19 protein-coding genes and 2 pseudogenes are annotated in these 22849 nt (G+C 69.6%); 14 read left to right on the forward strand and 7 right to left on the reverse strand.

The genetic code is table 11. The features are described 5' to 3' along the window. The first annotated feature begins 24 nt into the window (after positions 1-24). On the forward strand, positions 25-702 hold the full coding sequence (locus tag ACFYZR_RS20735) for a GntR family transcriptional regulator (RefSeq protein ID WP_391912278.1): 678 nt from the start codon (positions 25-27) through the stop codon (positions 700-702). 17 nt (positions 703-719) lie between these two features. Here the strand turns inward: ACFYZR_RS20735 and ACFYZR_RS20740 are convergent, their stop codons facing one another. Next, positions 720-2054 carry an FtsW/RodA/SpoVE family cell cycle protein gene (locus ACFYZR_RS20740; protein ID WP_391912385.1) on the reverse strand — a complete coding sequence of 445 codons (1335 nt, stop codon included), beginning with the start codon at positions 2052-2054 and terminating at the stop codon, positions 720-722. A gap of 279 nt (positions 2055-2333) precedes the next feature. On the opposite strand from ACFYZR_RS20740, the gene ACFYZR_RS20745 reads away from it, so the two are divergent. The 6 genes and pseudogenes from ACFYZR_RS20745 to ACFYZR_RS20770 form a co-directional block, all read left to right on the forward strand. After that, positions 2334-2843: an O-acetyl-ADP-ribose deacetylase gene (locus tag ACFYZR_RS20745; RefSeq protein WP_391912280.1), complete on the forward strand. Its 510-nt coding sequence runs from the start codon at positions 2334-2336 to the stop codon at positions 2841-2843. A gap of 155 nt (positions 2844-2998) precedes the next feature. Beyond that, positions 2999-5458 carry a hypothetical protein gene (locus tag ACFYZR_RS20750; RefSeq protein WP_391912282.1) on the forward strand — a complete coding sequence of 820 codons (2460 nt, stop codon included), beginning with the start codon at positions 2999-3001 and terminating at the stop codon, positions 5456-5458. A 38-nt stretch (positions 5459-5496) separates the two neighbouring features. Then, positions 5497-5910 (forward strand): hypothetical protein, encoded by a 414-nt coding sequence (locus ACFYZR_RS20755; RefSeq protein ID WP_387573685.1) that lies wholly within the window; start codon positions 5497-5499, stop codon positions 5908-5910. Next, positions 5907-7820, forward strand: a complete 1914-nt coding sequence (locus ACFYZR_RS20760; protein ID WP_391912285.1) for a GMC family oxidoreductase — start codon at positions 5907-5909, stop codon at positions 7818-7820. The genes ACFYZR_RS20755 and ACFYZR_RS20760 overlap by 4 nt, the downstream gene beginning before the upstream one ends. Further along, on the forward strand, positions 7817-9679 hold the full coding sequence (locus tag ACFYZR_RS20765) for a peroxidase family protein (RefSeq protein WP_391912287.1): 1863 nt from the start codon (positions 7817-7819) through the stop codon (positions 9677-9679). Before ACFYZR_RS20760 ends, ACFYZR_RS20765 begins: the two co-directional genes overlap by 4 nt. Before the next feature lie 3 nt (positions 9680-9682). Continuing rightward, a pseudogene (locus ACFYZR_RS20770) lies at positions 9683-9958 on the forward strand (macro domain-containing protein); the annotation flags it as partial. Between the two features lie 345 nt (positions 9959-10303). On the opposite strand, the gene ACFYZR_RS20775 reads toward ACFYZR_RS20770, so the two are convergent. Next, positions 10304-10678, reverse strand: coding sequence for a hypothetical protein (locus ACFYZR_RS20775; RefSeq protein WP_391912289.1), 375 nt, complete (start codon positions 10676-10678; stop codon positions 10304-10306). A 148-nt stretch (positions 10679-10826) separates the two neighbouring features. Continuing rightward, positions 10827-11681 (reverse strand): alpha/beta fold hydrolase, encoded by an 855-nt coding sequence (locus tag ACFYZR_RS20780; protein ID WP_391912291.1) that lies wholly within the window; start codon positions 11679-11681, stop codon positions 10827-10829. Positions 11682-11757: 76 nt separating this feature from the next. Between ACFYZR_RS20780 and ACFYZR_RS20785 the strand changes: the two genes are divergently transcribed. Both ACFYZR_RS20785 and ACFYZR_RS20790 read left to right on the forward strand, forming a co-directional pair. Beyond that, the gene (locus tag ACFYZR_RS20785) at positions 11758-12243 is read left to right on the forward strand and encodes a MarR family winged helix-turn-helix transcriptional regulator (protein ID WP_391912293.1); all 486 of its coding nucleotides are present in this window, start codon (positions 11758-11760) and stop codon (positions 12241-12243) included. Positions 12244-12913: 670 nt separating this feature from the next. Further along, a complete protein-coding gene (locus ACFYZR_RS20790) occupies positions 12914-13675 on the forward strand; it encodes an SDR family NAD(P)-dependent oxidoreductase (protein ID WP_391912295.1) in 762 nt (253 codons plus the stop codon). A 239-nt stretch (positions 13676-13914) separates the two neighbouring features. On the opposite strand, the gene ACFYZR_RS20795 is transcribed toward ACFYZR_RS20790, so the two are convergent. Next, positions 13915-14538 carry a DJ-1/PfpI family protein gene (locus tag ACFYZR_RS20795; RefSeq protein WP_391912297.1) on the reverse strand — a complete coding sequence of 208 codons (624 nt, stop codon included), beginning with the start codon at positions 14536-14538 and terminating at the stop codon, positions 13915-13917. A 94-nt stretch (positions 14539-14632) separates the two neighbouring features. On the opposite strand from ACFYZR_RS20795, the gene ACFYZR_RS20800 reads away from it, so the two are divergent. Further along, on the forward strand, positions 14633-15970 hold the full coding sequence (locus ACFYZR_RS20800; RefSeq protein ID WP_391912299.1) for a PLP-dependent aminotransferase family protein: 1338 nt from the start codon (positions 14633-14635) through the stop codon (positions 15968-15970). A 238-nt stretch (positions 15971-16208) separates the two neighbouring features. Here ACFYZR_RS20800 and ACFYZR_RS20805 read toward each other — a convergent pair whose 3' ends face one another. Together ACFYZR_RS20805 and ACFYZR_RS20810 are read right to left on the reverse strand one after the other, a co-directional pair. After that, a complete protein-coding gene (locus ACFYZR_RS20805) occupies positions 16209-16787 on the reverse strand; it encodes a hypothetical protein (RefSeq protein WP_391912301.1) in 579 nt (192 codons plus the stop codon). Positions 16788-17041: 254 nt separating this feature from the next. Beyond that, entirely contained in the window at positions 17042-18751 is a 1710-nt protein-coding gene (locus tag ACFYZR_RS20810; RefSeq protein WP_391912303.1) for a mycolysin, read from the reverse strand. A 526-nt stretch (positions 18752-19277) separates the two neighbouring features. On the opposite strand from ACFYZR_RS20810, the pseudogene ACFYZR_RS20815 reads away from it, so the two are divergent. From ACFYZR_RS20815 to ACFYZR_RS20830, 4 genes and pseudogenes are all read left to right on the forward strand, one after another. Then, positions 19278-19685 (forward strand): annotated as a pseudogene (locus ACFYZR_RS20815) (class I SAM-dependent DNA methyltransferase). Continuing rightward, the gene (locus tag ACFYZR_RS20820; RefSeq protein ID WP_391912305.1) at positions 19648-20325 is read left to right on the forward strand and encodes an N-6 DNA methylase; all 678 of its coding nucleotides are present in this window, start codon (positions 19648-19650) and stop codon (positions 20323-20325) included. The pseudogene ACFYZR_RS20815 and the gene ACFYZR_RS20820 overlap by 38 nt, the downstream one beginning before the upstream one ends. A gap of 101 nt (positions 20326-20426) precedes the next feature. Further along, a complete protein-coding gene (locus tag ACFYZR_RS20825; protein WP_391912307.1) occupies positions 20427-21302 on the forward strand; it encodes a hypothetical protein in 876 nt (291 codons plus the stop codon). Between the two features lie 226 nt (positions 21303-21528). Continuing rightward, complete coding sequence (locus ACFYZR_RS20830) at positions 21529-21948, forward strand: transposase (RefSeq protein WP_391912309.1); 420 nt, start codon at positions 21529-21531, stop codon at positions 21946-21948. Between the two features lie 191 nt (positions 21949-22139). Here ACFYZR_RS20830 and ACFYZR_RS20835 read toward each other — a convergent pair whose 3' ends face one another. Next, complete coding sequence (locus ACFYZR_RS20835; protein ID WP_391912311.1) at positions 22140-22529, reverse strand: hypothetical protein; 390 nt, start codon at positions 22527-22529, stop codon at positions 22140-22142. Positions 22530-22849 lie beyond the last annotated feature (320 nt).

Genomic DNA, 22849 nt, shown 5'->3' on the forward strand with positions numbered 1-22849 from the left:
GCACGAAAAGGGAGTCGGGACACCATGGGACACCTGAAGCAGCGCAACCTCATCACCGCCACCGAGCGGCTGCGCGACCAGGTGGCCCACGCCCTGCGGGCCGCGCTGATCTCCGGCGAACTCCGCCCCGGCCAGGTCTACTCGGCGCCCGGGCTCGCGGAGGACTTCGGCGTCTCCGCCACGCCCGTGCGGGAGGCCATGCTCGACCTGGCCCGCGAGGGCCTCGTCGAGCCGGTCCGCAACAAGGGCTTCCGGGTGACCGAGGTCAACGAGCGGGACCTGGACCAGTACACCGAGATCCGCACGCTGATCGAGGTTCCCACGGTCGGCCGGATCACACGCACCGCCGCCCGCGAGGAGCTGGAGGCGCTCCGCCCGGTCGCCGAGGAGATCGTGCGCGCCGCGCGCGACCACGACCTCATCGGCTATCTGGAGGCCGACCGGCAGTTCCACCTCGCGCTGCTGGCCCTGTCCGGCAACGAACGCCTCGTCGAGACCGTCGGCGACCTCCGCAAGCGCTCGCGCCTGTACGGCCTGGACGCACTGGACGAGCGCGGCGAGCTGATCCACTCGGCCGAGGAGCACCTGGAGCTCCTCGACGTGATGCTGACGGGGGACGCCGAGGCCGCCGAGGCGTGCATGACGCGCCACCTCGGCCACGTCCGTTCCCTGTGGGCGAAGGACGCCGGCGAGCAGGCCTGACCCGGGCTCGATGCCGGCTAGCGCCGGATCAACTGGGTGGCCTGGTCGTCCGCCCCGGCCGCCGGTCCGGGGGCGGGCCTGCGCGCGGAATCGCTGATCTTGAGCAGCAGTGCGATGAGTATCCACGTGGCCACCTGCGAGGAACCGCCGGAGGCGAGGAAGGGAAGCGCCTTGCCGGTCAGCGGAATGAGGCCCATGACGCCTCCGGAGACCACGAACACCTGAAGGGCCAGCGCCCCCGACAGCCCCGTGGCCAGCAGCTTCCCGAACGGGTCACGGGCGTCGAGCGCGGTCCGCAGCCCCCGCTCGATCAGCAGCGCGAACAGCAGGAACAGGGCCATCATGCCGACGAGCCCGAGCTCCTCGCCGACCGTGGTGAGGATGAAGTCGCTGCGCCCGGCGAACTTGATGAGGTCGGAGTGCCCCCGCCCCAGGCCGGTGCCCAGGACGCCGCCGCTGCCGAAGCTGAACAGGGCCTGCGCGGCCTGGTCCGAGACGATCCCGGGCGGCCGGGGCACCTTGTAGTAGTCCATCGGGTGGAGCCAGGCGGCGACACGGCCGTGGACATGCGGCTCGAAGGACGCCACCACGACCGCTCCGACAGCGAACATCAGCAGCCCCGTCAGCACCCAGCTGGTGCGTTCGGTGGCCACATAGAGCATGATCACAAAGAGCCCGAAGAAGATGAGCGACGTCCCCAGGTCCCGCTCGAAGATCAGGACCAGCAGGCTCAGCACCCACACCCCGGCGATCGGCCCGAACTGCCGCCCGCGCGGCAGCTGGAACCCCATCACCCGCCGCCCGGCCAGCGCCAGCGCGTCCTTGTGCACGGTCAGGTACCCCGCGAAGAACACCGCGATGGCGATCTTGACGAACTCGCCCGGCTGGAACGACAGCGCGCCCAGCTTGATCCACCGCTTGGCGCCGTAGGCGTCCGCGCCGAAGAACGCCGGGGCCATCAGCAGCACCAGCGCCGCGAACACCATGATGTAGGTGTACCGCTGGAGCAGCCGGTGGTCCTTCAGCAGCGCCACGATGCCCAGACAGACGGCGAGCCCGATGCCGCTCCACATCAGCTGGTTCCGCTCGAACGGCTCGGAGTGCCAGCGGAGCGCGTACGAGATGTCCAGCCGGTGGATCAGCACCAGCCCCAGCCCGCTCAGCCCGATCGCGATCGGCAGGATCAGCGGGTCCGCGTACGGCGCGAACACCCGCACCACGGCGTGCGCGACCGCGGCGGCCGCCGAAAGCCCCAGAGCGTATCCCGGCAGCGCCTCGGGCACACGGCCGTCGACGGCCACCCCCACGGAGGCGTAACCGAGCACGGTGAGCAGCACCGCGAAGCCCAGCATCATCAGCTCGGCCCCACGCCCCCGCCCCGCCCCCGCCCGGAGTGCGGCCCTTCCTCCCACGCCCATGTATCCCTCGTTTTCCCGCGTGCCGTACGCGATGAAGTCAATGAGGCCCACGCCTCGTGCGTGGCGGCGCGGCCGCACACAACAGAAGGAGGCACAGGCCCGCTGACAGGTTGCCCGGTTTCCGCTTCCCGAACGGGCGGATCTCGGCGATCTCACGGGAAAACCGCAGGCCGGAGTACCCCTTACCGGTGGAATGTGGCTGAATACGGTGCCATGACCACCATCATCTGTGTCCAGGGCGACATCACCGGGCAGCACGTCGACGCCATCGTCAACGCGGCGAACTCCTCCCTCCTCGGAGGCGGCGGCGTCGACGGCGCCATCCACCGCGCGGGCGGCCCCGAAATCCTCGCCGCCTGCCGCGCCCTGCGCGCCTCCCACTACGGCAAGGGCCTCCCCACGGGCCGGGCGGTGGCCACCCCGGCGGGCCGGCTGCCCGCGCGGTGGGTCATCCACACGGTGGGCCCGGTGTACTCCCAGGAGGAGGACCGCTCGGAGCTGCTGGCGTCCTGCCACCGCGAGTCCCTGCGCGTGGCGGACGAACTGGGTGCCCGCACGGTGGCGTTCCCGGCGATTTCGACGGGCATCTTCCGCTGGCCCATGGAGGACGCGGCCCGCATCGCGGTCGAGACGGTGCGGGCAGCGGAAACGAACGTGGAGGAGGTCCGCTTCGTCCTCTTCGACGAGCGGGCGTACGAGGCGTTCTCTGTACAGGTGAGGTGACCTGCTTCTCCGGCTGGAGGGTACGGCCCGCATCGCGGTTGAGGCTGTCCGGCAGACGCTGACCTTGGTGGCGGAAGTCCGCTTCGCCCCGGTTGGCATGCGCGTGGTGCGGGGGTGAGCCTGAGAAGAGAGGTCTCATGCGTCGGGAGGCGGTTATGGACCTTTACGTCGACTCCGACACCAAGGGATGGACGGAATTGCGGGTCCACGGGGTGTCGGGAACCCCGCCGGAATCGTCGCTGGAGCACCCTCTGGTGGAATGCGTAGCGGGTGACAAAGAGGCCGGCTTCTACCGGCGCCAGTGGGAGAACGAGACCACGGCGCATGACACCAAAGAATTCCGGCGTGAGGCCTATTCATGGGGAGGATTGACGTCGGGCGACGGCCAGCGGGCGCTGTGGCTTCTCTTGCTGCCGTTCATGTTTGTCAACATGGCCTATTACACGGATCCCGGCCACACCGTGCAGGAAATGAGGAAACCGGACTGGACTGTGGGGTTCCGGGGATGGGTCCAGCGAGTGCTCGCCTTCTCGCTCACCGCGACCTACGTCCTCGCGGCGGTGTCGGCCTCCGTGGACCTGATCGGCTGGCAATGCGGCAACGCCGCCGTACCGCACTCTACGGGCAAGCAATGCATGGGGGGCACGGGCTGGTTGCAATGGCTGCAGTACAGCTGGCTCAATGCCACCGGGCGCCACCTCACCGTGGCGGCCCTGGTGCCGGTCGCCCTGATCGCATTGCTGTGGTACCTGGGCAACAAAACGTGGGAAGTCGCCGAGGTGCAGCGCGTGCCGCAGAGCTCCGGCGATCCCCGGAACGAAACACCGCTGGAAGACCGAAAGCTGTGGAACGGGCGGGAGCCCGTCCGGCGCCTGCGCGCGCTCCACGTCGCGGGTGCCTTTGCGCTGACGGCGGTGTTCCTGCTCGCCCCGCTGCTCAAGGGCCCGGAGCGGGGACCAGGGGCGCTGACCGACAGTGCGAACTGGACCTGGGGGGTGCACTTCTTCCGCACTCTGCCCCTGGTGCTGGCGCTGGCCACGGTGGCATTCGTCGTGGTCATGGTCCTACGCTCCAGAACTGCGGAACGCCCGAGACCCAGGACGGACGACCCGGCCGGCCGGCGCGAGCGTGACGCCTATCGGCTCCTGCCGTGGGCCGGGGCCGGCCTTGTCCTCGGCGGTGGCGTGGCCGCGTCATGGACGAGTGGGAACGTTGATTCGCCTGCGGGCCAGTTGCCGTGGGAAGTGGCATGGATCCATTGGCTGCTCGTCGTCCAGCTGGTCCTCCTCGCGTTCCTTCTGTTCTCGCAGATCCGTAGGCACAGGGACGCCCGGGCGTCCTCGCCCCTCCCCGAGCTGCCCCGGCCTGCATGGCACGGCCTCGCCCTGACCGGTGCCGCGTTTCTCGGCTGGGGGATGGCGCAATCCCTGGCAGCGGGGCTCATGCTGCGCACGGCGGAAATCCTGGGCACCCCGGTGGCTCCGTCGAGCAGGAGGACGCAGCAGACCGGGGAGCAGATCTCGATGCTGGTGCCGGACGCGTACTTCTGGGGAGGTGCGGGTTTTACCCTCCTCATCGTCTTCGCCGGCGTGCTGCTGCTGTGCTCCTGGCGGAGAATCTGCCGCGCCTGCCGGGGCTTCATGGAGATGGTCCACGAGGAATACGGTGGCGAGGAATCCGGCAGCAAGGAATGCGGTGGCGAGGAAACCCGCAGCGACCCCCGGCGTCTCCGGCAGATCGCCCGGAGCTGGGCACGCGCACAGTCGGTCGAGGGGGCCGGCCAGAGGGCGCTCGGAGTCTTCCTCTCCCTGGCCGCCGTTGTGACGGTGGCGGGTGTCTTCCTGTTCTGGAGGCCGGGCCCGCGCCTCGTCACCGGCCATCCCACGCTGACCCTGGTGTCCAACCTCGCCCTCAGCGCCGGCTTCCTGGGGCTCCTGTGGGCGGGGAGACAGGCCTACCGCAATCCTCTATTCCGTCGGACCGTGGGCATCGTCTGGGACATCGGTACGTTCTGGCCGCGTGCGACGCATCCCTTGGCGCCGCCCTGTTACGCCGAACGCACCGTCCCCGACCTGCTCGTGAGGCTCGACTTCCTGACCGGCCCCAAGGAGGCGCCTCCGGCCGACCGGGGCTTTGTGATCGTTTCCTGTCACTCCCAGGGAACGGTCGTCGGGGCCGCCCTGGTCCTGCAGAGCGCGGCCAAAGCCGGCACGCGGATCCGTCTGCTCACCTACGGCTGCCCGCTGACCACCCTCTTCGTCCGCTTCTTCCCTGCGTACTTCGATGGCGAAAGCCTCGAAAGGCTCGGTGGACTGCTCACCCCCGAAGGACCGCCCGCCGATCCACACCGCTGGTGCTGGCGCAATCTCTACCGGCTGAGCGATCCGATCGGTGGCTGGGTGCTCGAACCACCCCCGAAGGACCCCGGAGGGAAGCTCCCGATCGACCAGCGGCTCCTCGACCCCTCGCATTTCGGGCGACGGAAAGGGAACCCTTGCTACCCGGCGACCTTGGGTCATTCGCACTACTTCGCAGACCCCGCCTTCGACGAGACAGTGCAGGCATTCCGAGAGGGGACGATCCCCCAAGGTGCGTCCGACCTGCCGCACCCATAGCGTGGAAATCAGTGACCCTGCGTCTTCAGGGAGACATCATGGCCAAGAACAGTGCCACCCGCCGCCCCGTCACGGTGTACGCACTCGCCGGGGTCCGGCTCCTCAACGGGGTCACCGGCCTGCTGATGCCCTCCGTGCTCATCCACCGCCTCGACCCCGACCGTGAGCTCAGCCCGGCGGCCGTCTATGCCTTCCGGCTCTTCGGGATCCGTACGATCCTCCTCGGCCTCGATCTGCTCACCAACCACGGCGAGCGGCTCCGGGAGGACCTGCGCGAGGGCATTCTGATCCACGGCAGCGACACCGCGACGGCGGCCGGACTCGGCATCCGCGGCCAACTCGCACCCCGCACGGCGGCACTGACCACCCTCATCTCGGCCACCAACACGGTCCTGGCCATCAGCGCGACCGCCTCCGTCACCGACGACTGCGGGAAGAGGAAGCGGAAGTGACCGCGGAGCCTCACGCTTCCGCCGTCGAGACCGGCTTCGACTACATCGTCGTCGGCGCGGGCGCGGGGGGTGGACCGCTGGCGGCCAACCTCGCCGCCGCGGGGATGCGCGTCCTGCTGCTCGACGCGGGCGGCGCCGACGAGAACGACAACTACGCGGTGCCCGCCTTCCACGCCGACGCCTCCGAGGATCCCGTCCAGCGCTGGGACTACTTCGTACGGCACTACGCCGACGAACAGCAGCACCGGCGCGACAGCAAGATCGTGCCGGACCGGGGCATCCTCTACCCGCGTGCCGGGACGCTCGGCGGCTGCACCGCGCACCACGCGCTGATCACCGTTTATCCGTACAACCAGGACTGGGACGCGATAGCCGAGGAGACCGGCGACGCCTCGTGGAACAGCACCGCCATGCGCGGCTACTTCGAGCGGCTGGAGCGCTGCGAGTACCGGGACAGGCCCAGGAAGCCGCCCGCGAACCCCCTACTGGCCGAGCTCGTGAAGCGACTGCCCTTTATCGCCGACAAGTACCGCAACTATTCGCGGCACGGATTCGACGGCTGGTTGACGACCGCTCTCGCGAACCCGGAGCTGATCGTCCAGGACAAGCAGCTGCTGAAGGTCATCCTCTCGGCAGCGGAAGAGACGCTCGCGGATTTCCTCCACCGACCGCTACGTCCGGAGGAAGGGCTGGAACACCTCGTCGACCCCAATGACTGGTCGGTGCAGACGGATGCCCTGCAAGGGCTCTGGCAGATTCCCCTCTCCACGGCCGGCGGGCGCCGCAGCGCCGCGCGCGAGCGCGTCCTGGCCGTACAGCGCGGCCACCCCGGCCACCTCGTCATCCGTACGCACACCCTGGCCGAGCGCATCGTGCTGGACGACGGCGGAAGGGCCGTCGGCGTCGACTGCCTGGACCTGCCGCACGCCTATCGCGCCGACCCGCTCAGCCCGCACGGCACCGGGCAGCCGGCCCGGTGCAGGGTGCTGGCCTCCCGCGAGGTCGTCCTGGCGGCCGGGGCCTTCAACACCCCTCAGCTGCTGATGCTCTCCGGCATCGGTCCGCGCGAGGAACTGGAGCGGCACGGCATTCCCGTGCGCGTCGATCTGGAGGGCGTGGGCGCCAACCTGCAGGACCGCTACGAGGTCGGTGTGGTCAGCCGGATGGACCGGGAGTTCCCGGTCCTCAAGGACTGCGACTTCCACGCACCCGCGCCCGGAACCGAGCCGGACCGCTGCTACCGCGCCTGGCAGCGCGGCGAAGGCCTGTACACGACCAATGGTGCCGTCGTCGGTATCACCCGTAAGTCCCGCCCGGAGCTGGACGCGCCCGACCTGTTCATCTTCGGTGGGCCCTTCGACTTCCGCGGCTACTTCCCCGGCTACTCGCGCGACCTGACACGCCACAGGGACCGGTTCACCTGGGCAGTCCTCAAGAGCCGCACGCGCAACACGGGGGGCCGGGTGCGGCTGCGGTCCACCGACCCCCTCGACACTCCGCTGGTGAACTTCCACTACTTCACCGAAGGTACGGACAAGGACGGCCTGGACCTCGAGGCGGTGGTGGAGGCCGTGTGCTTCGTGCGCCGCATGAACCGCAAGGCCGGGTCCGTGATCCTCCAGGAGCTGTGGCCCGGCGAGGAGATCCGCGACCACGAACAGATCCGCCGTTTCGTCCAGGACGAGGCGTGGGGCCACCACGCGTCGTGCACCTGCAGGATGGGCCGGGCCGACGCCCCGGAGGCCGTCGTGGACAGCCGTTTCCGGGTGCGCGGCGTGGGCGGCCTGAGGATCGTGGACGCCTCGGTCTTCCCCCGCATCCCCGGATTCTTCATCGTCACTCCGGTCTACATGATCAGTGAGAAGGCGAGCGACGTGATACTCGCCGACGCCCAAGGAGTACCGCCATGAGCACGCGACGACGCACCCCCCGCCGGTCCGGTTCCGGATACCGCTCCACCCTCCCCTGGAGGATCGTCACCGGCATCGCCGCCTACGTCGACCGGCGCGTCGGCTGGGACAAACTCGCCGTCACCCCCGGCCTGCTGGTCCTCTTCGGTCTACGGGTCAGGCTCCGTCAGAAGAACCTCCACGACACCAACCGACTGCCCTCGGTCAACCTGCCCGACCCCGGGCCGCCGTCCGGGGACCACAAGGTCAACCGGTCCGCCGACGGCAGCTACAACGACCTCGACGAGCCGCGCATGGGCATGGCGGGCACCCGTTTCGGCCGCAACATTCCGCTCGACGCGATCGCCCCCACCACGGCCGAGGACGTGCTGTCCCGGCCCAATCCGCGCGAGGTCAGCCGCGCCGTGCTCACCCGCCGCGAGCTCATCGCGGCCGAATCGGTCAACTCCCTGGTCGCGGCCTGGCTGCAGTTCATGATCCGCGACTGGTTCAGTCACGGCACCAGCCCCACGGACCGGCCCTGGGAAGTGCCGCTCATGGACGACGACACCTGGCCAGAGCAGCCCATGCGGATCATGCGGACGCCGGATGACCCGACCAGGGACCCGAAGGCCCCGGCGGGAACGCCCGACACCCGCGTCAACGTCTTCTCCCACTGGTGGGACGCCTCCCAGATCTACGGGGCGAACGAGGAGGAACAGCGCTGGAAGCGCACCGGAGCGCTGGGCAAACTCCACCTGTGGGACGACGAACGCGTCCCACCGGCTTCGGGCGCCGTTCCCGACCCCACCTCCGTCCCCGGCTTCTGGCTGGGCCTGGCCATGATGCACGACCTGTTCACCCGGGAACACAACGCGATCTGCGACCACCTGCACGCCGCGTACCCGGACTGGAGCGACGAAGAACTGTTCCAGCGCGCCCGGCTCGTCAACGCGGCCCTCCTCGCCAAGATCCACACCACGGAGTGGACGCCGGCGGTGATCAGCCACCCCACCACCGTCAAGGCGCTGCGCGCCAACTGGTGGGGCGTTGCCGGAGAGCGCGTCCACAACCTCTTCGGCCGGATCAGTGACAGCGAGGTCATCAGCGGCATCCCCGGCGGCGAGACCGACCACTACGGCATCCCGTACGCCCTCACCGAGGAATTCGCCGCCGTCTACCGCATGCACCCGCTCATCCGCGACGAATGGCACCTGCGCTCTGCCGCCGACAACGCCACGCTGCGCCAGTGCACCTTCCGGGACATCGCCGGCCCCGCGGCGCTGCGGGTCCTGCAGAGCACGGACGCGGCAGACCTGCTCTACAGCTTCGGAACGCTCCCTCCGGGTCTGGTGACCCTGCACAACTTCCCCAGGTTCCTGCAGGAGTACGAGCGCCCGGACGGCCATCTGCAGGACCTCGCCGCCACCGACATCCTGCGCAGCCGGGAAATGGGAGTTCCCCGCTACAACGAATTCCGGCGGCTGCTGCGGCTGAAGCCCGCCGGGAGTTTCGAGGAAATGACGGACAATCGGGTATGGGCCAAGGAGATCGAGCGGCTCTACGACGGCGACATCGAGAAGGTCGACCTGACGGTCGGGATGTACGCGGAGAAGCTCCCGGCCGGATTCGCCTTCAGCGACACGGCGTTCCGCATCTTCATCCTGATGGCCTCGCGCCGGCTCAACAGTGACCGCTTCTTCACCGAGTACTACACCCCCGAGGTGTACTCGAAGGCCGGCATGGCCTGGATCGACGACAACACCATGCTCACGGTTCTCCTGCGGCACCACCCGGAGCTGCGCACCGCCCTCGCCGGGCTGACGAACGCATTCGCTCCCTGGCACGTCGCGGGGGGCTCGGGCCGTAGCGCTGGGTAATTCCTTCACGCCGCGGGCCCGGTTTTTCGGATTTCCGGCGGTGGTGACGAATCTCTGCTGGCGTCCTGCTGCCGGGAGTCCCTGCGGGTCGCGGACGAGCTGGGCGCGAGGACGGTGGCGTTCCCGGCGATCTCCATGGGTGTCTACCGCTGGCCGATGGAGGACGCGGCGCGCATCGCGGTGGAGACGGTGCGGGGGACGGAGACGAGCGTGGAGGAGGTCCGCTTCGTCCTCTTCGACGAGCGGGCGTACGAGGTGTTCGCCGCGCGGGCGGGGTGACTGACTCGCCTGTTCACGGAGAGCGTCCGCCCGGCCCGAGCCCCTGCGGAGCCGCTCGCCCACTGCGGCCGGAGAGGCACGTTTCCCACGAGACGGTCCACCGGGCTCTCTCCGTCCAAGTTCGCGGCGAACTCCGCCGGGAACCGGTCGACTCATCGACCACGGCGCGGCGCGCCGCGGTCAGCGTCTCGGCGGAGCCGCGGACAATCGCGGCCGGCGCCAGATGGCGCCGGCTTCGTCGAGGGGGTGGCCCGGCTGAGGCGGACCATGCCCTATGGCATGTCCGGTCCCTCTGGCAGGAGGGCGCGGACTCCACACTGACTACCGAAGTGGCTGGTCCTCGGCTCAGCGCTCGCGGAAGCCGCCGAGGAAGCGGCGGAAGACGCCGCCTTCCCGGGGGAGCGGGGCGGACGGTGGCGGGGCTGTGGGTCGCTCGCGGGCGATCGGCTGGTCGTAGTCGGCCCGGGCGATGGCGTCGACGGTCTGGTCGATGTCGAAGTCCGCGGAGCCCTCGATGCACGGCACGAAGCCGACGAGGACCCCGTCCCGCATGATCTGTGCTTCCAGGCCGGCTGTGTCGTCGGTGTCCCAGACCGCCTCGCGGCCGTCGCGCAGGACCACGCGCACGCCGATCCGGTAGACGCCCTCGCGGGCGAGGTGGGCATCCGTGCCCCGCTGCCGCAACGCGTCCACGACGCGAAGCGCCCGCTTCTCGTCCATACGGCCACGATAACGCCGCGGGCCCTCGCGCACCGGAGATCCCGGGCCGGCCGGGTCCTGACCGTGGACGTGAAGCCCGCCGGCGACTCCGGACACCTGAGTAAGACGTCCTCGACGCCGCGACCGCGACAGCCGCCCACCGCTCCCGTCAGGGGTCGTTCACCGGGGCGGACACCCCGCGCGTGTCGAGGAACTCCAGCACGATCGTGTCCACGGCCGCGGCGCCGGCGATGGGCAGCGCGTGGTGGCCCAGCCCCGGCAGCACTTCGACCCGGGCCCGCGGCAGCAGCCGACGGGCCCGGTCCGCCGTCGCTTCGGCGTCGTGCACCCGGCTGCGCCCGGCGAACAGCACCAGCACCGGCATGGCGAGTGGTGTCGGGTCGAGCGTCCGCCCCACCACCGGCCGTCGCCGCAGGGCCGCGCCCAGCACGTACAGGCGCTTGAAGTCCTCGTCCACACCGGTCCCCGCGGCCTCCCAGTCGAGGAACGCGCCGACTCGCCGCACGGTGGGCCGCAGCAGCATCGGCAGCGCGCGCAGCAGGTAGCCAGGCCGGTACCCGCCGAACACCTGGGTCGGGTCGAGCAGCGCGAGGTGTCGCACCCGCCGCGGCGCGTGCAGCGCGTACGCGGCGGCCACCCAGCCACCGTACGAGTGCCCGCACAGGGCGGCTGTCGGCAGCCCCAGCCCGTCCAGCACGGCGTCCAGCCATGTCATGAGGTCCTGCGACGTGCGCAGCGGCAAGCCCGTGCGTTCGCTGCGGCCTACGTCGCCGAGGATGTCGACCGCGTACACCCGGTGCCGGGTACCCAGCGCCGGGGCGTTGGCGAACCACGCCGTGCCAGTGGCCCCGCCGCCGTGCAGCAGCACCAGCGGCGGGGCGTCCGGCGGGCCGTAGGTGTGCACCCGGGTCGGGCCGTACGGCGTGGGCACGGTCCGCGTGGCAGTGCCGGCCGGCCAGCGGGCCGACAGCGCGTCGTAGGCAGCGAAGAACGTTTCGGACACACCGGCTCCTCGGGAGATCGCATGACATATTCTCTCGCTGAGCGAGATACTAGGCGAGCGAGAGGATGGCACGTCAATGAGTACCGAGGAGAGCCAGCAGGATCCCCGGCTGCGACTGGTCCACCAATTGCGCGCGGTGACCGTGGAGTTCGACCTGCTTGCCGCGGAGTTCGCCGCCCGCCATGGACTGCACCCCACCGACCTGCGGGCCCTGATCGCCCTTCTCGACGCCGCCCGGGCCGAGCGCCCCGTGACCCCCGGCCGACTCGGCGAACGGCTCCGCCTCAACTCCGCCGGCACCACCACCCTCATCGACCGGCTGGAGCGGCTCGGCCTGGTCCGCCGCGAACGCGACACCACCGACCGCCGGCGGGTCCTGCTCACCGTCGAACCACAGGCAGTCGACCTCGGCTGGTCGTTCTTCGGCCCCGCCATCGACACGCTGCTCACCGCGATGGACGCCTTCACCCCGGCCGAACTCGACACCGCCGAGCGCTTCCTCACCGCGATGGCCACCGCCACCGTCGCCACCCGCACGAACGCAGCCGCCGACCGCTCCTGACCCGTACCCGGTGAGCCCGGGCCTTCGCCGAGGTCGACGCGTTCTCCGTCCTGGGCGGCGTCGACCTGACCGTCCCAGCCGGTACAACGGCCCAGTGGTCCCGGTTCCATGACCAGAGCCGCGACCGCACCCGAGCAACCAGCGGCAGCCCCCCAGGCGACGGGGCCGGTCCAGTCGAACTGGCCGTGCCGCGCGGGGTCGCGTCCACGGCAGTCGGCTGCGTCCCGAGCGGGCGGTCACTGCCCTGTCCTCCGTATCACGCGACTGCCCGGGGCGGTGCGCTCGCTCGGAGTGGTGGCGGTGAGACCGCCGCAAGCGCACCGCACCCGCTCGGATTGCCGGTACGGGCCGGGCGGATGGTGCCCAAGGACACTGGCGGCACCCGGGATGCGCGCGGCAGCGCCCGGGGCACGCCCCAGGCGCGTACTCCCTCGACCAGCCCTCAGGGGCTCCCGCGCACCTTGTTCGGCAAGTGTGGGATGGGCTGTGAAATGGGGAGGCTGACAGCCGTTCACGATGTGCCGACACGCCTTTCCAAGTGACCGTCGCCCGTTCACCCCATCGAGACACGGCCCGGCAGCCCCGTCGGTCCGCCGCCGGCCAGAGCCGCGCGAGCACCGGAGCCGGCCGGTACCTCGCCCCACGAGCGAGCGAATGGAGCCCCCCGCCGATGAGTACCGTTCCCGTCGAGTTCGCCAGCCGGGTCGCCCTGGTCACCGGGGCCGCTTCCGGCATCGGGCTCGCCGTCGCCCGCCGCCTCGCCGAGGGCGGGGCGACCGTCGTCCTCGCCGACTCCAACCTCGCCGGCGCCGAACAGGCTGCTGCCGCACTGCGCGCCGCTGAACGTGACGCGAACGCCGTCGCCGTCGACGTCACCGATCCGGCCTCGGTGGAGGCCGCCGTCGCGCACACCGTCGACACACACGGAGGCCTGCATCTCGCCGTGAACAACGCCGGCATCGCCGACATCCCACAGAAGACCGGTACGTACGACGTCGGGGCCTGGCACCACGTCGTCGCCACCAACCTGCACGGAGTCTTCCACTCCCTGCGGTACGAGATCCCCGCGCTGCTCGCCGCGGGCGGCGGCGCGATCGTCAATATGGCGTCCGTACTCGCTGTGACCGGCTTCCCGGGCGGCTCCGCCTATGTCGCCGCCAAGCACGGGGTCATCGGCCTGACCAGGACCGCCGCCCTCGAATACGCCAACCGGAACATCCGGGTCAACGCCGTCGCACCGGGCTTCGTCGACACCCCGCTACTCGCCGGCATCGACGCCACCCTCCGCTCCGGCCTGGTCTCCCTCCACCCGCAAGGACGCCTGGGACGGCCGCAGGAAGTCGCCGAACTCGTCGCGTTCCTCCTCTCCGACCGCGCCTCCTTCATCCAGGGCAGCCACCACCTGATCGACGGAGGCTACACCGCACCGTGATGGGGGAGCAGCGGCTGTCGAGCCGCTGCTCCACGGCCACTTGGTGAGTCCACTGGCAAGTGCGCCCGCCCCCGCCCCGGCGGGCCGGCTCCGGTCTGGTTCACCGTGTGCGAGCAGACGCTCGCGGAGTTGTCGAGGGAGGACCGTCGCCGCTGCGGTCGCCCCGGAGAGCCCGCGCCGTCCGGATGTCGTCGCGAAGGTCGCGGCTTCCTGGCCGGCCGTCGCTTGCGACTGGTTGGTCAGACGAGCGCCGGGGCGGGAGCGGGCAGGTAGGGGGCGATGTTGCGCCAGGCGCGTTCGACGTATTCCTCCTTCTCACCGACCGGGGCGACATAGTGCAGCGCGCCTTCGGCGGCGTCGTGCCCTTCAAGGCGGGCGATGATCCAGGCGGCGAGGTAGTGCGAGGCCAGGCAGCCACCGGCGGTGGCGATGTTGTCCTTTGCGTAGAAGGGCTGGTTGAGGACCTCGACGCCGGCGGCGACGACCCATGGCTTGGTGGTGAGGTCGGTGCAGGCGGGGATGCCGTCGAGCAGGCCGAGCCCGGCCAGCACGAGCGCGCCGGAGCACTGCGCCGCGATGAGCTGGCGCGAGGGGTCCAGGCCCCGCAGAACGCGCATGATCGCCGGGTCTTCGGTGACCTCGCGGGTGGCGACGCCGCTGCCGACGATGACGGCGTCAGCGGCGCAGGCCTCCTCAAGAGTGGACATCTGCTCGATGACCACCCCGTTCATCGACGTCACCTTGGGGCTGGGGGTCGCGATGGTGACGCGCCGGTCATCGGTCTTGATGCGGTTGAGCACACCGAGCGCGATCAGGGAGTCGAGCTCGTTGTAGCCCTCGAAGGTGAGGATGGCGATGTGCACGACGGCTGTCCTTTCCGGATGAGTGGGACTGGACTCGACGGTAAGGACCCGTGAGCAGGACAGCCAAAGAATTGTCATGGATACAATCCGGTGAGTGGCAGCCTCGCGATACAAGAAGCTGGTCGACGCGCTCGCATCCGACATCCGGACCGGGCGCCTCGCCCCGGGGGCGCGGCTGCCGACCCACCGCTCTCTCGCCGCCCGCGAGGGCATCGCCGTGGTGACCGCGACCCGGGTGTACGCCGAGCTGGACGCGATGGGCCTGGTGAGCCGGGAACAGGGCCGCGGGACGTTCGTACGTGACATCACGATCCCCGCCGGTCACGGCATCGATCAGCAAGCCGTCGCCCCGGACACGGTCGACCTCAACTTCAACTACCCGTCGCTGCCCGGCCAGGCCGATCTCCTGCGGCAGGCGCTGCGAGAGGTGGCCACCTCCGGTGATCTCGACTCGCTGCTGCGCTACCAACCGCACCGAGGGCGTCCACAGGACAGGGCCGCCATCGCACGACACCTCGGACGCCGGGGAATCACCGCCGACGCGGATCGGATCCTCATCACCAACGGCGCCCAGCACGGCCTGGCCATCACCATCATGGCCACGCTGAACGCCGGCGACGTCGTCGCGGTCGACGCACTCACCTACCCGGGTTTCAAGGTGCTCGCGCACGCCTTCCATCTCGACCTGGAACCCATCCCCACCACCGCCGACGGACCGGATCTCGATGCTCTGGAGAAACTGTGCGCGACCCGCCCGGTGCGCGCGATCTACACCATGCCCACCCTGCACAACCCTCTGGGCTGGGTCATGCCGGCAACCGACCGCACCCGCCTGATCAGGATCGCCCGACAGCACGGTCCGCTCATCATCGAGGACGCCTCGTACGCCTACCTGGTCGAGGACCCTCCACCGCCTCTGGCCGCAACCGCGCCGGACATCACCGTCTACGTCTCGGGGCTTTCCAAGAGCATCGCCACCGGCCTGCGGGTCGGCTTCGTCCTCGCCCCGCCACCCGCGGTGCCCTCGCTCGAACGCACCATCCGGGCGACCACCTGGAACACCCCCGCCCTCACCACCGCCATCGCCTGCCGCTGGCTCGACGACGGCACGGTGAACGACCTGGAAGCGCGCAAACGAGACGACGCCAAGACGCGCCAGGCAGTCGTCAGGCAGGAGCTGGCGGGCCTCCCGCTCATCGGCCACCCCTCGTCCTACTTCACCTGGCTGCCACTGCCCGACGACGCGCGCGCCGACCGTCTGACCGCCACCCTCGTGCGCCGGCACATCTCGGTCACCACGGCGGAGCCGTTCACCACCTCGCCGCACACACCACAGGCGATCCGCCTCGCCCTGGGCTCGACCGATCTGGACAGCCTCAGGTCGGCGCTGCGCACAGTACGCCGAGCCGCCGTCGAGGACTCCTACGCCTGAACTCGGGCACAGAAGGCGACGGTGAGGTTCAGTGGCCAGATGGACGGAACGCCGAACAGCGTGGCGGGCTGTGCGCCCCGGAGAGTCGTTGCCGCTCGCTGACGGGGTGTGCTCCTCCCGCGAGATCCGCGAGATCCGCGAGATCCGTGAATACCCGCGCCGGCTGTCAGCGGTCTCCGGGGGGCGCCTTCCGCGCGCGGAGTCGCGGGTGCGCCGATTGCGGAGTCGTGGGGGCCGGTTATCGTGCGGGGCTGTCGCCGCCGGGGTGCTGCGTCGTGGCGGTGGACTCCTGTCCCGCTTGGTCGGTGGGCGATCGCATCGTGTCCCCGGTGCAGAAGACGCAGCCTGCCCAGTAGGGCAGGGCGTCCAGGACCCGGTGGCGGACGCACGAGGCCGTGACGGCCATGTCCGGGGCCGGGAAGACCTCCTCGTCGGCGGGGCGCGGCGGTGGGGTGAAGGCATCGAGCGTGGCCCGGTACTGCTGGAGGTAGCCGGATACGTACGGCGGTTCGTAGTTGAGCTCGTCCCAGCGGTGCCGTTCCAGCGCGAGGTCGATCACCCGCAGCACGAAGTCCTTGTTCCGCGCCCGCTCGGCCGGGGTGCCGCCCCAGTCGATGTCTTCCAGGTCGAATCCGACGACCCCGCGTCCCATGACGGTCTGGTCCTGCAGGGCCAGGAGTGCGGCGAACCGGAAGTCCCACGGCCGGCGGGCGAGGTCCGATACGGCCAGCCACAGCACGTCGATGAAGACGGCCGTCCCGCCGTTGGACAGGTACAGGTCGTCACCCGTGTCGCCGCTGCCGAAAGTGTTGCCCATCCCGCCAGCCTAGGGGCTTCCCCTGAACCACCCCCGAGTCGGGGGGCCGCCCGTGCTCAAACGAGAACAAGGAGGAGCGGACCGGCCCGTGCGTGCCCTACGTGCGCAGGTCGTCGGTCCGTGGCGTCACCTCCTCCAACATCCCTCGCCGACGCCGTCGTGGCAGGTCATGGCCCACACATCGCCGATGTGCGGCACAAGCGTGGCCCCGCCTGCCGAGCGGCTCCCGGGGCCATGCGGCAGGTGACGGTGGATCAGTACTGGATGGTGTGGTTGTAGAGGATGTTCCGGGCCTTGGCGCCGGTGTCCAGGCCGTAATCGGGCCGGTCGGTGAGGAAGTACTCGCGGAAGCTGGACTGCCAGGTCTTGGACATCATGGTGTTGCTCCTGGTCCAGCCGCCGTCGACCTGGGACCACAGGTCGAGCAGCGCGGTGGCGACGCGGGCCTCGCAGGTGTCGCCCTGGTCGATGCCGGTGGTGGTGCGGTCGTTGGCGAGGTTCAGGGAGCTGCCGTTGCCCCAGTAGTAGGTGGTGTCGTTGAAGGTGTGGAACGACACCGCGTTGGCGAAGCCCTCGGTCCAGCCGCAGCTGGTGGAGGAAGCGCGGTTGACGTAGTGGGGCGAGCAGTTGGTCACGTTCGGCCACCAGCCGTTGTAGAGCTTGCCCATGAGGGCGTGGCCGGCCTCGTGGACGGTGGTGTGCTCGGAGTCGGGGTCATTGTCCGCGAGGTGGATCTTGTCCTCGTTGGTGGTCCAGTACGTGCCGTCGGTGGAGCCGGGGTACCACTGCACCGTGATCGGGGTGCAGCGGCCGTCGCTCTGGCTGGCAGCCCAGCAGGTGGTCGTGGAACCGCGGTTCCACCACAGTTTGTTGAGCGTGTCGAACGCGTGCCAGGCGCGGCTCTGGCCGCTGTTGGCGTACACATCACCCAGGCTGATGCCGCGCGAGACGTTGTCCTGCGAGTACGTGGCGGTGGAGTAGAGGCGACCGTTGCCGTCGACCACTGACCACATCCCGCCGGCCTGGGTCTGGAACTCCACCCAGAGCTTGGAGGTGACGGAGGTGCTCGGGGTGTAGCAGAGGTTGAACCTGCCGTCGCCGTTGCCGGTCATCCCTGTGGCGAGCTTCTGCGTACCGCTGTTGGCGGTCGGCTTGCCCCACAGGGTGATGTTGGCGTTGCTGACGGGCTCGTCCCGGTTGGCCTTGCCGTTCCAGCTGCCGCCCTCGGCGGACTGGAAGCGGTTGCGGTAGGTGCCGCTGACGCAGACCTGGGCGGAGGGAGCGGCAGGGGCGGTGGCGCGCGGGGAAGCCGGACCGGAGGCGGCCGGCCCCGGGGCGGGAGCCTTGGGGGAGGCGAGACGCGGCGGGTGGGTGCCGGGCGCGGGGGCCTGGACCGGGGCCGTGTCGGCCTTGGTGACCGACATGCCCTTGGCGGAGGAACCGCCGGCCCTGCCGATGGTGAGCTCCACCGAGTCGTGCCCCGCGCGGCGCGGGTCGGGTCGGTCGATGTCGCTGATGTCCGCCTGGATCTGGGCCGGTCCGGTGGCGACGGCCTTCACCTTGAGCTTGATGGCACGGGTGCCGGGGGTGAGGGTGAGCACCCGGCCGGCGCGCTGGCCGAAGGTGTCCGTCGTGGCCGCGGTGAGGCCGGAGCCGTTGTCGCTCATCCGGAGCGCGGGCGGCAGCTGGACCGACAGGCCGGCGCGCTTGACGCTGGTCTGCGCTGTGACATCCACGGTGAGGGTGGCCTGCTCGCCGACGGTGGGCAGGCGGTCGAGAGAAGCGGTGACGCCAAGACAACTGGGCGGTGCCTCGGACGCCTTGCCCGTAGGGGCGATCGTGCAGGTGCCGGCCTGCGGCGGCGTGCTCGCGGAGGCGGACGGTGCGGCGAGCGTCGCCAGACAGGTGCCGATACCTGCCAGCGCGGCCAGAACGGTGGGTCTCCGGAGTCGTATTCGGGACACGGACATGCCTTTCTGCGACGCGCACAACCGAGTTCGTGGCACGTCGGCAGGGGTGAGGGGAGTTGGGTGCTTCGCCGAGGAGTGCAGCAACGAGTAACGAGCAACCGTTGGCCATGGGTTGACCGTGGGTAACGATGGGCGAAACCCTATACCGATGGCTTGGACATGTCACTGCCTCTCTGGAGAAGCCGCGAACCAGGGCGCGCACTCTCACCCATCCGTGACGGGCCGAGTGGCCTGGCCTCCGGCGGGTCACACCGGGCCCGGAGGCGCCGTGCTCAGCCACCGGCCATGAGAATGGGGGCGATGGGGTGAGCTTCGGGGCCCCGGTACCGGGGTCTGGCTCAGGCGGGAGCTGGGCGACGGGGTCCAGGCGGGGGAACATCAGCTGACTTGGGCTCTCAAGAGAGCGCTGGACGCATGGGCGTCGTCCTACCCGCATGGTGGGCGGCCGCCGTCCACGCACTTCCCGGACTACCTCGTGGCCGGGCCCCTCCTGCGGGAGGTGCTCTGGCTGATCGACCGTGTGGAACGGCCCGTCGAGCTCCTCGAGGAGTGCCTGGAGTGGCTCTCCCGCGCGAAATCAGGCGGGAACTACTTCACTCCGCGCCATCTCGTTCGGCTGTTGGTCGAGATGCTCGACCCCCGGTCGGGCGAGCAGGTATTCGACCCTGCTTGTGGCTCGGGGGGCTTCCTGGTCGAGTCGGCACGCTACGTACGCGAGCACCAGGGTCCGTAGTCAGCCGTCGGGCTGACCGGCCGGGACATCAGCCCGCTGGCCCGGCAGGTTGCGTGGATGAACCTTACCGCTCATGGGCTTTCTGCGGACCTCGGCGCACAGCCGGTCGACAGTATCCGGGCCGATGACAGCCCCAATAGCGCCTTCGACGTGGTGTATGCCAATCCCCCCGTTCAACCTCAAGCTCGTGGGTGATGACCTACGCCGGTACGACCCACGCTGGCGGTATGGGGTACCACCCAGAAGTAACGCGAACTTCGCCTGGGCACAGCATGTGGTGAGCAAGCTGACGGACCGAGGGCGGGCAGCGATGCTCCTACCGGAGGGGGCGGCGTTCGTGGGGGGGGGAGCAGCTAAGGGCATCCGCGAAGGGCTGGTCTTTCACGATGTCCTCTCCGCCGTCGTGTCGCTACCCCCTGGAGTGTTTGCGCACACGGGTATTAGTCCCTCCGTGTGGATCTTAGACAAGGCGAAGGCCGCTGAGCGCAAAGGGCAGGTCCTCTTCGTCCAGGCTCCAGAGCTGGGAATCACCACAGGGCGGGGCCGGCACACCCTGGCCAAGGAGGATATTGACCGCATCTCCGGCACGTACCGCTCCTGGTGCAGCGTTGGCTACCGGGACCGTGCGGGCTGGTGCCGTTCGGTAACTGTCGACGAGATCGCGGCCCGGGAGTTCAACCTCCAGACGCGTAGCTACGTCGGTGCCTCGACCACGGGCTCTGCCCCTCAGCCCGCCGAACAGCGGGTGGCCGAGCTGACCCGCGAGCTGTACGGGCACTTCTCAGACGCCGCGCGCCTGGAGGCCGAACTCCGCAACATTCTGGGGGAACTGTGACTGGCGACTGGACTTGGGTCGAGTTCGGTGCACTCGGCGGTGTGGATCTCGTGGGATACGGGATCACTCGACCTGGGCGACCGGACCCCGACGGGGTGCCCATGCTGCGCGCCGGTGACATCGCCGACGGCCGCATACGTGCCGCGGAGCCCATGCTGATCAGCCGTGAGGTGGACAGCAACAGCCCGCGAACCCGACTACGGAGCGGTGATGTCGTCGTCCTCGTCGGGCGGATCGGCGAAGCCGCGACGATCCACGGTGAGCACGAGGGCTGGAACGCGGCACGGTCCGTAGCGATTGTGCGCTGCGTCGACCCGGCGATGGCGGAGTGGCTCCGAGTCTGGCTCACGGCACCAGCCGTACGGGCGTGGTGCAATGCCCACGCCTCCGGCTCGGCGCAAGCCACGCTCGGCCTGGCCAAGCTGCGGCGACTGCCCATTGCGCTGCCGCCCCCCGACACGCGAGGCCGCGTAGTACGCACCGTAGAGATCATTGAAGGCAAGGCGGCAGCCAACGAGCGGATCGCAGCGACCGCCGTCGCGCTGGCGGACGCGCACTTCGCCGTCGCGGCTGCCGACCGCCACACATGGCCCCACCATACGTTCAAGGACGTCGTCCGGGCGTACACGGGAGCCGCGCCCAAACCCACGGCGTCCATTCCGGAAGGGGACGGCACCGCATGGGTGGCGCCTGCCGACGTGCTGCGCAACCCGTTGCCGTACCTCGACCGGACCGCGGAACGATGGGGAGACACTGCCGGCCAGGGCAGTGAGATCTGTCTGCCGAATGCGGTGCTGGTGGCATCCAAGCCGGGTGAGGTGCGGGCCGCTATCAACCGGACCCCGTCATCGTGGGCCGCGGGGTGCTCGGAGTACGACCCGCCGAACCGACCGACGCATGGTGGCTGCTGCACGAGATCCGCTCCCGAAGCGCCGAGCCGTCCGGATTGGCGCAGGGCACCGCAGCGCGTGAGGTGAGCGCGCGGGCCTTTCTGCACACCACCGTCTCCTGGCCACCCGTCAGGGTACGCGAACGCTTCGCCCAGCTTGCCGGAACTCTCCATGCGCGGGCCCTCACAGCGAACCGGGAGAACCAGACGCTGCTGGCGCTGCTGGCAGAGTCTCTAAGGCACCAGCTGCCCGCGGCACTGCCCACGGCGTAGGCCAGAACCGGCGGCACCTGTCAGGGCAGTGATCTCGTCATGTGAAGCTGAGCCGGTCTGCACCTGGTCCGGACGGGGCGGCCCTGTCCCGGTATCTGCTGTCACAAGGAATCGACGTCATCGAGGCCCCTGGGCCGGGGCGTTCGGCTCGTCGTCGGCGGGGTAAAACCGACCAGGGTGATGCGGAAGCTGCCGCTCATGCCGTGCTCAGCGGCCGTGCGTGCTCGCGGGCGAAGTCGGGGAACGGCCCGATCGGGATCGTGCGTATGTACACCGTGGCCAGGGACTCGGCTGTCAAATCCTGTACCCAGGCCACTAACCAGCTCAAAGCGGTCCTGGTCACTGCCGATCCGGCGCTTCGGGAAGAGCTGACCGGCTTGAATCGCCGAGCTCTCATTCGTGCGTGCGCGACGCTCGGCGTATTACGAGAGGCGGGTTACGGAGGGGAAGACCCGGCGTGAGATTATCCGCTGCCTGAAGCGGTATGTGGCCCGGGAGGTCTACCGCCTCGTCCAGGGGCAACGTCAGGGCTCGGGTCGCTCGTGAACGCCCCCTTGGAGCTCGTAGCAAGGATCTTCTAAGTTGGCCCAGGGTGAATCGGTCGGGAGAGATCTTCGAATGGTGCAAGCTGACGAAGCGATCTTCTGGGCTACTACTCGCTCGGTCGCTTTCCGTAATAGCGGCTGACCGTCCGGGCCAGCTTCCGCTGGATTACGCGCAGCATCCTGATCGTCGCCTCGTCATCGCGCCCCGTGGTCGTTGACCATTCGACGCCCGAACCAGCAAGGTCGCTGACGAAGACGATCTCTGTAGCCAGAAGTGTCCGCGCCCAGTCCGCTGCGTTGAGGGGTGCGTCTTCGCGGAGCGCGTTCCGGAGCCTACGGCCCTGGTCGAGTAGGTCCTGTGCGCCGCCGAACCCCATGCCGACCGCGAGTTGATCGCTGCAGTGCGCGGGTCCGCCCCATTCCAGGAGTGCACGAGTCAGCAGTTCGACCTCGTCCTGGGTCAGCAGCTCACTCGCTTTCACCATGTCGTGCGACACAGATGCGTCCTTCCCTCATAGTCCGCCGATGTGGTCGGGCCCGGTGCCGCCCAGACGGACGCCATGGTCCATCGGATCCGGGGTGGCGTTTGCCGTCGCATCCGGTCTGGATTTTCACTCAACCCTCAGGTGATCACGCTACCTGTCTCTTGAGCCGGCGCCAGCAGATCATGCTGCAGGCCAGCGAGACGGACGAAGGCGTCGTGGAGTTCGAGTCGTCGTTCCCAGCGGACGGCGAGGCGTTTGAACCGGTGGAGTAGTGCGAAGGTCTGCTCGACGACGAATCGGAGCTTTGCCCAGGCTCTTGATGCTCGGAGATC

The sequence above is a fragment of the Streptomyces sp. NPDC001678 genome (assembly GCF_042892945.1).
Classification (GTDB): domain Bacteria; phylum Actinomycetota; class Actinomycetes; order Streptomycetales; family Streptomycetaceae; genus Streptomyces.

What these genes read in the sequence shown, in the direction of transcription:
- ACFYZR_RS20790 (WP_391912295.1), top strand. Translation starts at nt 12,914, where the DNA reads ATGAGTACCGTTCCCGTCGAGTTCGCCAGCCGGGTCGCCCTGGTCACC.
- ACFYZR_RS20765 (WP_391912287.1), top strand. Translation starts at nt 7,817, where the DNA reads ATGAGCACGCGACGACGCACCCCCCGCCGGTCCGGTTCCGGATACCGC.
- ACFYZR_RS20755 (WP_387573685.1), top strand. Translation starts at nt 5,497, where the DNA reads ATGGCCAAGAACAGTGCCACCCGCCGCCCCGTCACGGTGTACGCACTC.
- ACFYZR_RS20825 (WP_391912307.1), top strand. Translation starts at nt 20,427, where the DNA reads ATGCTGCGCGCCGGTGACATCGCCGACGGCCGCATACGTGCCGCGGAG.
- ACFYZR_RS20750 (WP_391912282.1), top strand. Translation starts at nt 2,999, where the DNA reads ATGGACCTTTACGTCGACTCCGACACCAAGGGATGGACGGAATTGCGG.
- ACFYZR_RS20735 (WP_391912278.1), top strand. Translation starts at nt 25, where the DNA reads ATGGGACACCTGAAGCAGCGCAACCTCATCACCGCCACCGAGCGGCTG.
- ACFYZR_RS20785 (WP_391912293.1), top strand. Translation starts at nt 11,758, where the DNA reads ATGAGTACCGAGGAGAGCCAGCAGGATCCCCGGCTGCGACTGGTCCAC.
- ACFYZR_RS20805 (WP_391912301.1), bottom strand. Translation starts at nt 16,787, where the DNA reads ATGGGCAACACTTTCGGCAGCGGCGACACGGGTGACGACCTGTACCTG.
- ACFYZR_RS20820 (WP_391912305.1), top strand. Translation starts at nt 19,648, where the DNA reads ATGCCAATCCCCCCGTTCAACCTCAAGCTCGTGGGTGATGACCTACGC.
- ACFYZR_RS20745 (WP_391912280.1), top strand. Translation starts at nt 2,334, where the DNA reads ATGACCACCATCATCTGTGTCCAGGGCGACATCACCGGGCAGCACGTC.
- ACFYZR_RS20775 (WP_391912289.1), bottom strand. Translation starts at nt 10,678, where the DNA reads ATGGACGAGAAGCGGGCGCTTCGCGTCGTGGACGCGTTGCGGCAGCGG.
- ACFYZR_RS20740 (WP_391912385.1), bottom strand. Translation starts at nt 2,054, where the DNA reads ATGCTGGGCTTCGCGGTGCTGCTCACCGTGCTCGGTTACGCCTCCGTG.